A 15432-nucleotide genomic window follows, 5' to 3' on the forward strand; every position below is an offset into this window, starting at 1 on the left:
GACCGTGCACCCCTCCTCGTTCCCGCGACGGGCACGGACGTTGTCCCTGCTCGTCATGTGTCTTGTGGTGCTCGGCGCGCTGTCCGTCCCGCCGACGCTCGCGGCCACGAAACCTGCGACGGCGGCGGCCCAGACCGAGATCCGCATCGGACTCGATCCGACCGCCGTGCCAATCGTCACCGGGGACGACGGTGTCGACGTCGTCGGGTCGATCAGCAACGACTCCGACACCGCGATCGACGACGGCACCGTGCACGTGGCTCTGTCCGGAGCGCTGCTCGACACACCAGGGGCCGTCTCGACATGGGAGGCCGGACGCTCCCAGGCAAAACCCGAGACGGTGGCCAGCGTGTCGGTGGGCGCGATCGCACCGGGCGCCGTCCGTCACTTCCGGGTGAAGGTTGCGGCGGCACGCATCCCGTGGAAGTACCAGTTGGCAGCACTGCCGATGACCCTACGGCTGACCGAGGGCCGCACGGTCACCTCCGCGTCCACCCGTTCCTTCACCCGCACCACCCTGCAGATGCAGCGCGGCGCAGTCGATTCCCCGCTGAACATCGGCTGGGTGATCCCGCTGACCCTGCCCGCCGATCCCGCGCTGTTCGGCCCGAGCGGACCGGATCGTGACCAGGCCTGGGCCCGCGCGATCGGGCCGGGCTCCAGGATCGATCAGCTGATCACCGGGCTGGCCGACCAACCGGTCACCTGGCTCATCGACCCGATCCTGCTCGACCCACCGGCCGCAGCCGACGACAACGTCCCGGCCGGCACCATCGACGACCCGGCCACGTCCACCGACACCTCGGTGGGATCCGACCAGGCCCGGCGTGATGACGCATCCCCCACGCCCTCCGCCACTGCTTCCAGTACGCCGTCCGCCGGCCCGTCGACCACACCGTCCGCCACCTCGTCGCCCACCTCGTCGCCCGCTGTGTCGGCGGACCCGAGCCCGTCCACGAGTGCCTCTGCGACGGCGTCGAGCGGCGAACCGGATCCGAGCGAGTCCACACCGACCTCGGACCCGACCGACCCGCCGCCGGCGGACCCCATCCCGTCCAACACCGTCGAGACCCTCACCGCCGAGCTGCTGACCAAGCTGCGTGGCCTGCCGTCGGACCAGACGATCTGGTGGAGCGGCTACGACGACCCGGACGTGCTGACCTTGCTCCAGCGCGATCCCGCTTTGCTGCAACGGGATCTGCGTCGTCCGCTGCCCCCCGCCCTGCGGGCACTGAGCACGCAGCGCGCTGTGTGGCCCCAGGGTGAGGTCGGCGCCGGCGACGTGCGCCGGATCGCCGGCGCATGGACGTCGGCCGGACAGGCGACCCCGATCGTGGTGCTGCCGCGTCGGGCCGCGGCGGACCCGAGCGCACCGGTCACGGGCAGCGTCCGGAAGGTGGCGGGAACCGGAGGCGTCGTGCTGTACCACGAGGACCTCAGCGCCACAGTGAGCTCGGCCGGCGGCGACCCTGGACTGCGGGCGGCGAAGTTCCTTGCGTCGTCGATCGCGATCTACCAGCAGGCGCCCGGCAGCGACCGGAGCCTTACCGTCGCCGTCCCGAGGCAGGGCACGACGTCCCCGGCGGCGATCAAGGCGACGATCGGGGCGATCCGCAGTTCGGCATGGATCTTCGACCTGGCCGGTGGTGCCATGAACGGCACGGATCCCAAGGCCCGCCCGACCGCACTGCTTCCTGCACCGGCGAGAGGGCCCGCTTACCCACCCGTGGCTGCGAGTGCCCTCAGCCCGGAGTTGATCGACCGCCTGGGGCGTCAGCGCCGGCGAGTCAACACCCTCGGCACCATCCTGGTCGACTCCGGTGATGTGGTCGACGCCCGTCATCGTGCCCTCGATGTCATCGGCTCGACACGGTGGCGCGGCCACCCGGGCGCCCTGCAGATCGTCAGCCGCACCCAGTCCGATTCGCTGCGAGCGATCTCGGGCAAGGTCAGCGTCAACCCCTCGACGGTGAACTTCTTCGCCGATTCAGGACGCCTGGCGATCACGATCGTGAACGATCTCAATCGCGACGTGCACGACGTCGTCCTACGACTCCAACCCCGCAAGTACCTGCTGCGCATCGGCAGTCAGCCCGCGCCGCTGGACCTGCCGGCAAACTCCCGGATCGCCGTCCGCAGCGAGGTAGAGGCGATCTCGCCCGGACGCGTCCAGGTCGACGCCCAATTGACGAACGCCGACGGTGCACCGATAGGCAACGCGAACGAGGTGACCCAACTCGAGATCAACGTGCGCCCGACGTCCACCTGGATCTACTGGGTGCTGGGTATCGTGGGCGGGCTGGTGCTGATCTTCGGCCTGTGGCGCAGCCTGCGCCAGGGCCCGCGACGCACCACGCTCGATCCGACCAGCACCAAGGCGACCCCGCCGGACGCGATCGTCGCGACCGCGCCGAGTCGCATCGGGCAGCTGGACCCCGACGACGAGTCCCCGACCACGAAGGCATCACCACCCGATGAGCGCTGAGGCATCCAGACCGTCCGTTCTGCGTTCGAGCGCGGTGATGGCCGCGGGGACGATGGTCTCCAGAGTTCTGGGTCTGGTCCGCACGATCCTCCTGGCCGGCGTCCTCGGCGCGACCACGCCGGTCGGTAACGCCTTCGCGACCGCGAACACGCTGCCGAACATGATCTACATCCTGCTCGCGGGCGGGGTGCTCAACGCCGTGCTCGTGCCGCAGATGGCGCGGGCGCTCAAGCACGACGACGGCGGCCAGGGTTACACCGACAAGCTGCTCACGTTGGCGATGTCGATCCTGCTCGTGGTGACGATCGTCTTCACGGTCTCAGCCCCGCTGGCGTACTTCGTCATGGACTTCTCGGGCGCCACACCGACGACGCTCGGTATCGCGTTCGCCTACATCTGCATTCCGCAGATCATGTTCTACGGGATCTACACGCTGCTGGGCGAGAACCTCAACGCGCGCGGCCGGTTCGGTGCGTTCATGTGGTCGCCGGTGCTGGCGAACGTCGTCGCGATCGCGGGCCTGGTCTGGTTCTGGTTGGGCACGCACCCGGACGAGGTCGCCGACCCCGAGCGGTGGACCTGGAAGATGATCGCGGTCCTGGCGGGTAGCGCCACGCTCGGCATCGTGGCCCAGGCGCTCGTGCTGATCATCCCGCTGCGCCGTGCCGGGTACACCTTCCGACCCAACTTCCACTTCCGCGGTGTCGGGCTGCGCACGGCCTCGACCATCGCGATCTGGGCGTTCGCCGCGGTCATCGTCCAACAGTTCGGTCTGATCGTCAGCACGAACGTGCTCAACGCCGTGCCGGAGGGGTTCGGCGGAACCCTGGCCCAGCAGACGGCCTTCCTGCTGTTCATGCTGCCGCACTCGATCGTGACGATCAGCCTGGTCACCGCGCTGTACACGCGGTTGTCCCACGCGGCCGCGGAAGGACGCACGACGGCGGTCAAGGACGACCTCGACACCGGGCTGCGACTGTCGTCGCTGGCCAGCATCGCGGTCACCGTCGGCTCGCTGGTGTTGGTGCGTCCGCTCACCGAGGCTGTCTGGGGTCCGGTCGACGGCGGCGCGATCGGCACCATGACCATCGCGATGATGCTGGGTCTGGTGCCGTTCACCGTGTGCGTGCTGGTGCAGCGCGTGTTCTACGCCTACGAGGACGCGAAGACGCCGTTCTGGATGCAGCTCGGCTGCACCGCGGTAGCCGTGGTGCTGACCATGTTCGCGCTCCTACTGCCGAACGCCTGGATGGGCCCGGGCGTCGCGTTCGCGCAATCGGTCAGCTACCTGGTGCAGGCGGTGATGGGCTGGTTCCTGCTGCAGCGCCGCATCGGACACATCCCGATCACCGGGGCCGTACGCACCTACCTGCGTCTGACGGTCGCCGCGATCGTGGCGGCGTTGGTGGCCGCGATCGCCCGTTTCGGTATCGAGTCGGTGCTGGGCGACGGACGCACCGGCAACATGGTCACCGTCCTGGTCGGCGGCGGGCTGTTCCTGCTGGTCTACATGACCCTCGGCCGCCGGTTCGGAGTGAGCGAGATCAACCAGCTGCTCGACCCGGTGCTGTCCCGAATCCCCGGCCGCGCACGACCCGCCTCCACACCCGCCTCCACACCCGCCGCCACACCGGCCGAACCGCAGTCCGGTACGCCCGAGCAGAACGAACAGACAGAACAGCTGCTGGACGAGGCCGCGACCGGTGAAACGGTCGCTGAGGCGGCCATTCCACCGGAACGGCGCTACTTCACCCCTGACGCCGACTCGACGCAGACCGTCCCCGTGGGCGGCCAGGACTACTCGGGTTCGGCCCGTCCGCTCGACCTGCGGATGCCGTTGCCGCGGGTGACTGCCCGCGTCGACCGGCCGAACTCCGACGATCACACTCCGAGCCACACCCGCAACGGCTCTCCGGAGAACCCACGGTCCGCGGCGGACGCGCCGACGAACCTTAGGATGGGCCAGGCTGCGGCAGGGGAGACGCCGACAGGTGCTCACGAGACGGCTGCGACCAACCGGTCCACGAATGAGGGAGAACACGTGCAGGGCATCGAGTCCGGCCAGGAACTGGCCGGCCGCTACCTCGTGCGTCAGGCCTTCGCGTCCACCGATCTGAAGCAGGTCTGGACCGCGACGGACCAGACGCTGAGCCGCGACGTCACGGTCACTGTGTTCGACGCGAACGGCGAACACGCTGCCGCAGCACTCGACTCCGCGCGCCGCGCAGCCGCCGTGGAGGACCGCCACCTGCCGCGAGTTCTCGACGTCGGCACCCAGGACGACATCTCCTACGTCGTGTCCGAAGCGCTCGGTGGTTCGGAATCGATCGCGTCGATGCTCCAGTTCGAGCCGCTGCCGGCCGAGGAGGCACGCCGCATGGTCGGCGAGGCAGCGACCGGTCTGCACGTTGCCGCCGGTCGCGGTCTGCACCACCTCGCGCTCACACCGCACGAGATCGTCCGCGGACGCGACGGTTCGGTCTACGTGCTCGGTACCGCCACCGAGTCCGCGCTCGCCGGTGCGGATGACGTGCCGTCGGCCGACGCGTCCCGCCAGGACACCGTCGGGCTCGTCCAGGTGTTGTACGCGGCCCTGACGGGTAAGTGGCCGGGCGAGGACGAGGTTCGCGGAGTGCCGTCGGCGGCCCGAAACTCCGACGGCGACGTCGCGCCGGCGACCTCGCTACGCCGCAACGTCCCCAAGGACATGAATTCCCTGTGCCTCGCGGTGCTCGGCGACGACGCGGGTCCGCGGACGCCGGGCGAACTCGCCGCACAACTGGCGCCGTGGTCGTCGGAGATCGTGCGCGACGAACCCCAGGAAAAAAGCGTCGCGGCAAAACCCGACAACACCGACGAACTGTCCAAGGCCGGTGCCGGCAAGACCGGCGCCGGCAAGACGGGCGCCGCCGGTGCGGCCGGTGCGGTTGCGCTGGGTGCGAGCGCCGCCACGGGTCGCCCGTCCTCGGTGGCAGGTGGCTCCGACCACAACGGCATCGACGACAGCAGCGACGACACCGCGCACTTCACCCCCGCGCCGACCGACCCGGACGCGACCCACACGTTCGACGCAACGGCGATGGCCGACCGGCGCCGTGAGGACGACGACTACGACCCGTCGTTCAGTGAACTCGACCCGCCGCTGCCGATGCTCAACACCGGCCACGACGACCCCGACCACGACACCAGCAAGCTGGCTCTGGCGATCGTCGCGGCGTTCCTGGTGGCTGCGCTGGTGCTCGGCATCATCGGTATCAGAGGCCTGTTCACCGGTGGTGGGGACGACGCCGACAGTGCCTCACAGCGTCCGGGCGTCACCACGTCCGCGCCGTCCGGATCCGGCACGTCCGGCGCTGCGTCACCCTCGACTCCGTCGACTCCCCGTGGTCAGAAGCTTCCCGTTCAGTCGGTCACCAGCTTCGACCCGCAGGGCGATGGTGACGAGCGCAACGAACTGGCGAGGAACGTCCTCGACGGCAACGTCGACACGGTGTGGATGTCCCAGGTCTACGGCCGCGCCGACTACCAGGGCGGGCGCAAGAAGGGCGCCGGACTGCTGCTCGACCTGGGCAAGCCGACACAGGTCGGATCGGTGAAGATCCACACCGTCAACAACCCGTCGACCATCCAGGTCTTCGTGACCGACCGGAAGGATTCCGTCGAGGGGCTGCAGCCGTTCGGTGAGATGACGGACAAGGTCGGCGAGTACACGGTCACGGGAAAGACCCCGGTGACCGGCCGGTACGTCATCCTTTGGGTGACCAAACTGGCCGCCGGCAACCTTGGTGGTTTCCGGGAGCGCATCGCAGAGGTGGAGGTTCTTTCGTGACGCACCTGGAGGATCTGGCGCAGCGGACGGACCGTGACCTGCTCGCGGCCCACTGTGCCGGTGACGCAGACGCCTTCGGCGAGCTGTTCAAGCGGCACAAGGACCGCATGTGGGCTGTCGCCGTACGCACCTGCCGCGACCCGGAACTGGCGGCGGACGCCGTCCAGGACGGCTTCATCTCCGCCTTCCGGCGGGCCGACTCCTTCCGCGGCGACGCGCAGGTGACCACCTGGCTGCACCGGATCATCGTCAACGCCTGCCTCGACCGGTTGCGCCGGGTGAAGCCGACCTCCGAACTGCCGGAGTACGAGCTCGCCGACCGCCGCGACGAGCACTCCAGCACGGTCGTCCGACTGGACGTCCAGGAAGCTCTGGGCAAGATCCCGGAGGCGCAACGGCTGGCGCTCACGCTCGTCGACATGCAGGGCATGTCGGTCGCCGAGGCTGCCGAGGTGCTCGAGGTCGCCGAGGGCACGATCAAGTCACGCTGTGCGCGCGGACGTGCCGCACTGGCCGAACTGCTGGTCGACAAGCACGGCGAGGGTTACGTCCGCTGACCGGTCTGACCTGCGCAGTAGCCCTCCGGCTCGCCTTCGTGGCCACCAGCAAGCGGTCGCCGGACGGGGTGAAGGTGACCAGGTCCGGCAGTGCCCCGACCGTCACATCGCGCACCTCGGGCAGGTAGGAAACGTCGAAGAAGGCGATCGTGAAGACTTGGTGATCGGCGTTACGGGAACCATTGCCGGCTTGACGCATCGGAGTTGACGGCCCCGGGCGGATCGTCGCGGGCGGGCCGATGACATCGGACGACAAAAAAGTTGAACCCGCACGGAACCGAACCGGAACCTGGGAACGTCGGACCACCTGACAGGCCTGGAGCACACCCTTGTGCTGCAGTCACTCGGACCGGTGAACGCGCCGGGACGACGGACATCACGGAAGGAACGACGTGAGCATGAAGCCACCTCAGGGGCTTGACGCTGCGTTCGAGGACGACCCGCACGGCGTCCGCGAACTGCTGCGCGGCCTGCCTGCTCCCGGCCCGATGCCCGCCGACGTGTCCGACCGTATTCGTGACGCGCTCGCCCAGGAGCGCACTCCTGCCGATGGCGAGTTGCATGGCGTCGACATCGACCACTACGGCGCACCGTCCGATGACGAGCGCGTCCGTGAACTGCTGCGCGAGTTGCCCGACCCCGGCCCCATGCCCGCAGGCGTCACCAACAGCATCCTCGCCGCGTTCGCCGCGCAGCGATCGGGCCACCGGTCGACCGACGACAGCACGGACGAGAACGCCGATCCCAGTGGAATCCGCGACCTGCTGCGTGAACTGCCCGACCCGGGTCCGATGCCGAATGCGGTGTCCAAGCGCATCGAGTTCGCACTGGCCGACGAGCGCGCGACTGCGCACGACGCCGACCCGACCGGAATGCGCGATCTGCTGCGCGAGTTGCCCGACCCCGGGCCCATGCCGAGTTCGGTCGCCGACCGCGTCGAGGCTGCGCTGGCCCATGAAGCCGGCCGACGCGACGAGCGCCCGGACAACGTGACCCCGCTGCGCAGCCGTACCGGTGGTTCCCGGGCGGCGTCCACACCGCCGGCGACTCGACGCACCGGCATGCTGCGGCTGGTCGGTGGCGCGGCTGCGGCCGCTGTCGCGGGTGTGATCGCCTTCGGTGCCTTCCAGTCGATGGACAACGACGCTCCGCCCACCCAGGCTGTGCCCACCAAGTCGGTCGACGGCACCAACGTCGCCGACAAGGTGCACGTCACCAGTTCGGAGAAGAACTACACCGCGGCGTCGTTCCGGACCGACGCGGCCGCGCTCGCCAAGGCGGACGTCGGGCCCGGCCTGGCGCCCGCGGACGCGAACAAGCTGGGGTCGGTGGCGACCAAGGACGGCGCGCTCAGCTGCGCGTCCGCCATCGGCAAGGGAGTGCTGGACGAGTCCTCTCGCATCACCATCGACATCGCCCGGTACGAGAGCAAGCCGGCCCTGGTCGTCGTCGTCACCAAGGACGGAAAGTCGACCGGTTGGGTACTCAACCGCAACTGCGATTCCAACCAGGCGCCGGTCGCCGGTCCCACCCAGGTCTGACCTGCTCGCGGGTGCTCACCCGGTGATCGGTGGGGGAATGATTCCCGCCTACCATCGGTTGAGCACATCGCCGTCTTCAGCCGATCCGACAGGGGCATTTCTTCCGTGAGCAACGACCTGGTGCGCAACCTCATCATCGTCGGATCAGGGCCCGCCGGTTACACCGCCGCGGTCTACGCCGCCCGCGCCAACCTCGAACCCCTCGTCTTCGAGGGTTCGGTGACGGCCGGCGGCGCCCTGATGAACACCACAGAGGTCGAGAACTTCCCGGGATTCCGCGACGGGATCATGGGCCCGGACCTGATGGAACAGATGCGCGCGCAGGCCGAGCGCTTCGGCGCCGAACTCGTGCGTGACGACGTCACCGCCATGGAACTCACCGGTGACATCAAGACCGTCACCGACGGTGAGGGCAACGTCCACAAGGCACACGCGGTGATCCTCGCAATGGGGTCGGCCTACCGAGAGCTCGGGCTCGAGGACGAGAAGCGCCTGTCCGGCCACGGCGTCTCCTGGTGCGCCACCTGCGACGGTGCGTTCTTCCGTGACAAGGACATCGCAGTGGTCGGCGGTGGCGACTCCGCAGTCGAGGAAGCGACCTTCCTGACCCGCTTCGGCAAGTCGGTGACGATGATCCACCGTCGCGACGAACTGCGCGCGTCCAAGATCATGGCCGAGCGAGCTCTGTCCAACGAGAAGATCCGGTTCGCGTGGAACAGCGAGGTCGTCGGCATCACCGGCGACTCCAAGGTCGAGAAGCTCGCCCTGCGCGACACCGTCACCGGCGACACCAGTGAACTCGAGGTGAGCGGCCTGTTCGTCGCCATCGGGCACATCCCGCGTAGCGAGTTGGTCGTCGGACAGGTCGAAACCGACGGCGAGGGCTACGTGTTGGTGCAGGGCCGTTCCACCCATACGAACATCCCCGGCGTCTTCGCGTGCGGCGACCTGGTCGACCACACCTATCGTCAGGCGATCACCGCCGCCGGTTCCGGTTGTGCCGCCTCGCTGGACGCAGAGCGTTACCTCGCCGACACAGTCGGCCACTGATCTTCCCAATTCCATTCATCCACAATTGTTTTCACTGACCAACTGATTGGAGATTCACCCATGGGTGCTATCAAGCAGACCTCGGACGCGACCTTCGACGCGGACGTGCTGAAGAACGACAAGCCGGTTCTCGTCGACTTCTGGGCGCCGTGGTGCGGCCCGTGCCGCCAGGTTGCCCCGATTCTGGAGGAGATCGCCAAGGACCACGACGGTATCCAGATCGTGAAGCTGAACACCGACGAGAACCCGAAGGTGTCGGCGAAGTACGGCATCACCGGCATCCCGACGATGAATGTGTACGTCAACGGTGAGGTCGTGAAGACCCTCGTCGGCGCGCTGCCGAAGCCGAAGCTCGTCAAGGAACTCGGCGACTACCTCGGCTGAACTCGACCAACCGAACACTGGAGGCCGCTGAATCCCCCTGGGGGACAGCGGCCTTCGGCGTTTCTCGGGACGAACTGGACGGACGCTCAGTCGGTCTTGACGCCCAGTGCGTCCAGGATGCGGTGCAGGTCGTCCGCTCCGGCGAACTCGACGGTGAGCTTGCCCCGGGAGCGGCCCGAAGTGATGGTCACCCGCGTGTCCAGCTTGTCCGCAAGTCCCGAAGCGATGTCGTCATACTCCGGCACATCCTTACGCGTCGACGATGCACGCTTGGCCTTCTCCTGCTGGCCACCGAGCGACACGATCTCCTCGGTGCTACGCACAGACAGGCCTTCGGCGACGATGCGCTGGGCCAGACGCTCCATGGCCGCAGCATCCGGCAGCGCGAGCAGTGCCCGGGCGTGTCCGGCGGAGAGCACACCGGCCGCGACTCGTCGGGCGACGAGCGGGGGCAGCTTCAACAAGCGGATGGTGTTCGAGATCTGCGGACGGGAACGGCCGATTCGACTGGCGAGCTCGTCGTGGGTGCAGGAGAAGTCGTCCAACAACTGCTGGTACGCGGCCGCCTCTTCCAACGGATTGAGTTGGCTGCGGTGCAAGTTCTCCAACAGCGCGTCGCGCAGCAGATCGTCGTCGCCGGTGCTGCGAATGATCGCCGGCACCGTCTCCTTACCGGCTGCCTTCGAAGCACGCAGTCGGCGCTCACCCATGATCAGTTCATGGGTGATCGAACCCTCGGGTTCGGCGAGCGGACGCACCACGATCGGCTGGAGCACACCGATCTCACGGATGCTGTGGGTCAGTTCGGCCAGGTCGTCCTCGTCGAACACCTCACGCGGCTGGCGCGGGTTGGGACGAACCGCCGCGACGGGTACCTCGGCAAAACTGGCGCCGGGCACCTGCTGGAGGCCGTCCGATCGTTCTTCAGGAGCCGGTCTCTCGGCGGTTCTTTCTTCGGACGAGTGGTTCGACGCATGGTTTCCCGTGAAACCAGAGCCGTAGAACACGTCACTCGGCCGAGCCGGCGCCGGACTTCCGTCGCTGGTGGGGATGAGGGCTCCGAGCCCTCGACCTAGTCCGCGCTGCCGCTTGTCACTCATGAGGAGCAAGTTTACGCGGCGTCGTCGACGGCGCTCCTCCGGCCCGTTCCACGTGAAACCGGACCACGAGCAAGGGCGCCGCGACAGGAACGCAGCACTTTCGCCGCACGATTGCGCCGGACACCGGCGCGTCCTCGCTGCGTACACGCTATCTGTGCGAACCCTTGCGATGTCTGTCGGAGGGATCAGCTGGGTGTCAGATTCTCAGTTGTCGGCGCTACAGAACTGTCCTGTTTCACGTAAGAACAAGCAGCGGTTGGTCAGGCGGGTGCGACTCCGGCCTGAGCGAGTTCGGTGGCAGCCTCGAGGTAGGACAGGGCGCCGGTCGAAGCGGGGTCGTAGGTGATGACCGTCTGTCCGAAGCTGGGGGCCTCGGAGATACGGACCGAGCGGGGGATGCGCGTCTTGAGCACCTGCTCCGGGAAGTGCTCGCGCACCTCGGCCGCCACCTGGGCGGACAGTCGGGTCCGTGCGTCGTACATCGTCATCAGGATCGTGCTGACCGTCAGCGCCGGATTGAGGTGTTTACGAATCAGCTCGATGTTGTTGAGCAGCTGTGACAGACCCTCCAGCGCGTAGTACTCGCACTGAATCGGAATGAACACCTCGGTCGCCGCCACGAACGCGTTCACCGTCAGCAGACCCAAACTGGGAGGACAGTCGATGAGCACGTAGTCGAATCGCTGCTCGTCGGACATCGACTCCAAGTGACGAGCAATGGCAGTCTTCAGTCTGCTCTCCCGTGCGACCAAGGAGACGAGTTCGATCTCCGCGCCGGCGAGATCGATCGTCGCCGGTGCACACCACAGGTTCGCGACATCGGGGCACGGCTGGATCACGGATGCCAATTCGTCGCCCTCCACGACCACGTCGTAGATGCTCGGCACTTCAGCGTGGTGATCGATACCGAGCGCGGTGGAGGCATTGCCCTGCGGGTCGATGTCGATGACCAGTACCTGCAGACCCTTCTGCGCGAGGCCGGCGGCGATGTTGACCGTGGTCGTTGTCTTGCCGACGCCACCCTTCTGGTTCGCCACCGTCATGATCCGGGTCGATGCGGGACGGGGGACGTCTGTTGCCAGGACCTTCTGCCGCCTGACCGACTGGTCGGCCATCGCGGCGAGGATGGGGGAGTCGGCGGCCTCGTCCGTCACCGGAGTCTCAGGCACCTCGGGGACGGACGTGGAGTCGTCCGATGAGAGGGCCGCGCGGGTCGGCTCGACCGATTCGGACGGATCCTCGGAGGCCTGCTCGTCCGCCAACGGCGTTTCACGTGGAACGTCGTGCGTCGGCGCAGCGGAAGGAACGTGGTGGACGTCGTTGGTGACGACGGGCGCCTGCCACCCGGTCGGTGTCGGTGAAGCGGGAGCAGTCGATCCCTGCCATCCGGTCGGGGTCTGCCTCTGCACCGTCATCTCACTTCCGCCTGTTCTGTCGGTCGGGACCTCGCTTGGCCGACTGCTTGCCCGCCCGGGACTTCCTGGACGGGGCCGGCCGTCGCTCCAGGCGGTGGGGTACTCGAACACTGACGATCGAGGTCGCTGGGTCGACCACCGCAGCTCCGCAGGTCAGCACCTCGACATCCGAGCCTCCCATGGACTCGATCTGCGAGCGTGCCTCGTCGATCTCCTCCTGGGCTGAGCTGCCTTTGAGTGCGAGCATCCGACCACCTGAGCGCAGCAGCGGTAGGGACCACTGGGACAAGGTCTCCAGTCGGGCGACAGCACGGGAGGTCACGACGTCGACTTCCAGGTCGGTGCACTGCTCGGCTCGCGACCGGACGATGGTGACATTGTCCAGGCGCAGATCAGAGCGCACAGCGTCCAGCCAGTTCACGCGGCGCAGCATCGGTTCGACGAGCGTCACCTGCAGATCCGGTCGCGCGATCGCGATGACCAACCCCGGCAACCCGGCACCCGAGCCGACGTCGGCCACGTGAGCGTCGGGCTCGATGAGTTCCTGCACGCCCACACAATTGAGTACGTGCCGCTCCCACAGACGCGGTACCTCGCGTGGACCGATCAGTCCGTGCGATACGCCGGTGTCAGCCAGATGCTCGGCGAACCGCTGCATGAGCGCGAAACGATCGCCGAGGTACGCAGCCGCAGTGGCCGGCGCCTCGGGGAGGGGTTCAACCTCGCGATCGGGTTTCACGTGAATCAGGCGGGGAGCACCACGACGTAGCGACGCGGCTCGGCACCCTCGGACTCCGAGGACAGGCCCTCGGCCAGCACGGCATCGTGCACCACCTTGCGCTCGAAGGCGCTCATCGGATCGAGTGACTGCTTCTCTCCGGAGTCCTTCGCCTTCGCCACCGCATCCTTGGCGAGTGAGACCAGTTCCTCACGCTTCTGTGCGCGGTAGCCCGCGATGTCCAACATCAGCCGGCTGCGGTTGCCGGTCTCGGCCTGGACCGCGAGGCGAGCCAGTTCCTGCAGCGCGTCGAGCACCTTGCCGTCACTGCCGACCAGGCGACGCGGCACGCGTCCCTCCTCGGAGTCGACGATCGAGACCATCGCGCGGTCGCCGTCGACGTCGACGTCGATGTCGCCGTCCAGGTCGGCGATGTCGAGAAGGTTCTCCAGGAAGTCGGCGGCGATCTCGCCCTCACGCTCCAGGATCTCGGCGGGGTTGTCCGTCTGGGTCTTCTGGTCACTCATGGTCAGCTCGCATTCTGCCGGTGATCATCGTTGATCACTCGCTCCAACATCAGGAATGAGGGCGGACGCCGACGCGCCCACCGGGGGTCGATCGGGTCAGCGCTTTCGGCGCTTCTGGTTCTTGCCACGTTTGTTGCTGGCCGGCTGCACACGCTGGCCGCTCTTCTTCGCAGCCGACGATCCGGCGCCGGTCTTGGTCAGCGACACCTTCTCGCCGTCCGGTTCCACCGCATCGTCATCGTCGTCCGGGGAGGAGTTGAGGCCCGGGATCGACAGCTTCTTGATCTCCTTGCCCTTGGCGCGGCGACGCGCCTCGAGGGCCTTCTCGGCGTCCGAACCAGGGGTGGGCATGCGGCGGATCACGTAGAACTGCTGGCCCATCGTCCACAGGTTGGTGACCACCCAGTAGATGAGGACACCGATGGGGAAGTTCACACCGGTGATAGCGAAGAACACCGGCATGATGTACATGATGTATTTCTGCTGCTTGGCCATCGGGTTGTCGAGGGCCGCAGCAGGCATGTTGCGCCGCATCAGCTGGTGCTGGGTGATGAACACCGACACCGACATCAGGATGATCATCACGACCGTGAGGATCTTCACCGACAGCTGGTCCGACCCGAGGAAGGTCGAGCTCAGGGACGCGCCGAACAACGTCGACGTCTCTGCCTGGCTGGCGAGGTCCTTGGTCAGCAGACCGATCGGCTCACGCTTGCCGGCCGCCATCTCGTCCAGGTTGTTCAGCACGCGGAACAACGCGAAGAAGAACGGCGACTGCAGCAGGATCGGCATACAGGAGCTGAACGGGTTGGTGCCCGTGCGCTTGTAGAGCTCCATCGTCTCTTCCGTCATCTTCTGACGGGACTCCGGATCCTTCTTGCCCTTGTACTTCTTCTGGATCTTCTGCAGTTCGGGCTGGATCAGCTGCATCCGGCGCGAGCTCTTGATCTGCTTGACGAACAGCGGAATCAGCAGGATTCGCAGCACGACCACGAGACCGGCGATGGACAGCGCCCAGGTCCAGCCGGACTCCGCCCGCATTCCGATGGCGGTGAACAGGTTGTGGAAGCTCACCATGACGAAGGCGACGAACCATTCGAGCGGGAAGAGCAGAGTGTCGAGCATGATGTCCTTCAGTCAGCGGATGTCATGAAGTATGCGGTACGCCCTTGGCGGGCTTTTCGGGCACGTGATCGACCCCACCGGGGTTCCACGGGTTACAACGACCGAGCCGGCGAATCGTCAACCAGCTGCCCTTGATCGGTCCGAATCGCTGCAGTGCCACCAAGCCGTACTCCGAACAGGTCGGGGTGAACCGGCAGGTCGGCGGCAGCATCGGCGAAATCAGCTTGCGGTAGATCTGTACCAACCCAATGAGTGGTGCGGCGAGGATCTTGTTGAAGTTCATCGCACACCGGCCAGGACTCGCGGCAGCAGGCGGTCGAGTTCAGCGCCGAGTTCGGCGCTCGTCGCCGTCGCGGCACCCGATTGAGCACGGACCACGACCAGTGACCCGGCAGGCAGCCGGTCCAGTCGAGCGTTCATCAGATGGCGCAGCCGACGCTGCGTGCGGTGCCGCACCACCGAGTTACCGACCGCTTTGGACACGACGAAGCCGACACGGCACGGGACCGTGTCGGCAACATCGGTGTTGAGTGGGGTCTCAGGCATCCGCAGGTGCACGACCAGCAGCTTGCTACCGGCGCGTCCGCTGGTCCGTGACCGCAGGACAGCTGCGAAGTCGGCGCTGGAGCGCATCCGGTGCGCGGCCGGCAGCACGATCAGGCGGCCGATACGAGCCGGGCCGGCGAACAGCCGAGGCTGAT

Annotated in this window: 13 protein-coding genes; 6 read left to right on the forward strand and 7 right to left on the reverse strand. The window is 67.3% G+C overall.

Annotated features, from left to right (window positions below):
- Positions 1-4 precede the first annotated feature (4 nt).
- The 6 genes from EU513_RS12260 to trxA all read left to right on the forward strand — a co-directional run bounded on the left by EU513_RS12260 (position 5) and on the right by trxA (position 9846).
- Entirely contained in the window at positions 5-2485 is a 2481-nt protein-coding gene (locus EU513_RS12260; protein WP_255407464.1) for a DUF6049 family protein, read from the forward strand.
- Entirely contained in the window at positions 2475-6314 is a 3840-nt protein-coding gene (gene murJ, locus EU513_RS12265) for a murein biosynthesis integral membrane protein MurJ (protein ID WP_129626347.1), read from the forward strand. The genes EU513_RS12260 and murJ overlap by 11 nt, the downstream gene beginning before the upstream one ends.
- Positions 6311-6871 (forward strand): RNA polymerase sigma factor SigM, encoded by a 561-nt coding sequence (sigM, locus tag EU513_RS12270; protein ID WP_129626349.1) that lies wholly within the window; start codon positions 6311-6313, stop codon positions 6869-6871. The genes murJ and sigM overlap by 4 nt, the downstream gene beginning before the upstream one ends.
- Before the next feature lie 398 nt (positions 6872-7269).
- Positions 7270-8412 (forward strand): hypothetical protein, encoded by a 1143-nt coding sequence (locus EU513_RS12275; protein WP_129626351.1) that lies wholly within the window; start codon positions 7270-7272, stop codon positions 8410-8412.
- 105 nt (positions 8413-8517) lie between these two features.
- The gene (gene trxB / locus EU513_RS12280; protein ID WP_129626353.1) at positions 8518-9462 is read left to right on the forward strand and encodes a thioredoxin-disulfide reductase; all 945 of its coding nucleotides are present in this window, start codon (positions 8518-8520) and stop codon (positions 9460-9462) included.
- A gap of 60 nt (positions 9463-9522) precedes the next feature.
- Positions 9523-9846 (forward strand): thioredoxin, encoded by a 324-nt coding sequence (gene trxA / locus EU513_RS12285; RefSeq protein ID WP_129626355.1) that lies wholly within the window; start codon positions 9523-9525, stop codon positions 9844-9846.
- An 86-nt stretch (positions 9847-9932) separates the two neighbouring features.
- On the opposite strand, the gene EU513_RS12290 is transcribed toward trxA, so the two are convergent.
- The 7 genes from EU513_RS12290 to rnpA form a co-directional block, all read right to left on the reverse strand.
- Positions 9933-10946 carry a ParB/RepB/Spo0J family partition protein gene (locus tag EU513_RS12290; protein WP_129626357.1) on the reverse strand — a complete coding sequence of 338 codons (1014 nt, stop codon included), beginning with the start codon at positions 10944-10946 and terminating at the stop codon, positions 9933-9935.
- Between the two features lie 260 nt (positions 10947-11206).
- On the reverse strand, positions 11207-12361 hold the full coding sequence (locus EU513_RS12295) for a ParA family protein (RefSeq protein ID WP_129626359.1): 1155 nt from the start codon (positions 12359-12361) through the stop codon (positions 11207-11209).
- Position 12362: 1 nt separating this feature from the next.
- Positions 12363-13100: a 16S rRNA (guanine(527)-N(7))-methyltransferase RsmG gene (rsmG, locus tag EU513_RS12300; protein ID WP_240796040.1), complete on the reverse strand. Its 738-nt coding sequence runs from the start codon at positions 13098-13100 to the stop codon at positions 12363-12365.
- A gap of 5 nt (positions 13101-13105) precedes the next feature.
- A complete protein-coding gene (locus EU513_RS12305) occupies positions 13106-13606 on the reverse strand; it encodes a R3H domain-containing nucleic acid-binding protein (protein ID WP_129626361.1) in 501 nt (166 codons plus the stop codon).
- A gap of 96 nt (positions 13607-13702) precedes the next feature.
- Positions 13703-14731, reverse strand: a complete 1029-nt coding sequence (yidC, locus tag EU513_RS12310; protein ID WP_129626363.1) for a membrane protein insertase YidC — start codon at positions 14729-14731, stop codon at positions 13703-13705.
- 22 nt (positions 14732-14753) lie between these two features.
- Positions 14754-15014 carry a membrane protein insertion efficiency factor YidD gene (gene yidD / locus EU513_RS12315; protein WP_129626365.1) on the reverse strand — a complete coding sequence of 87 codons (261 nt, stop codon included), beginning with the start codon at positions 15012-15014 and terminating at the stop codon, positions 14754-14756.
- Positions 15011-15385: a ribonuclease P protein component gene (gene rnpA / locus EU513_RS12320; RefSeq protein ID WP_129626367.1), complete on the reverse strand. Its 375-nt coding sequence runs from the start codon at positions 15383-15385 to the stop codon at positions 15011-15013. The genes yidD and rnpA overlap by 4 nt, the downstream gene beginning before the upstream one ends.
- Between the last annotated feature and the right edge of the window lie 47 nt (positions 15386-15432).

It is taken from the genome of Yimella sp. RIT 621 (genome assembly GCF_004146205.1).
GTDB classification, from domain to species: Bacteria; Actinomycetota; Actinomycetes; order Actinomycetales; family Dermatophilaceae; genus Yimella; species Yimella lutea.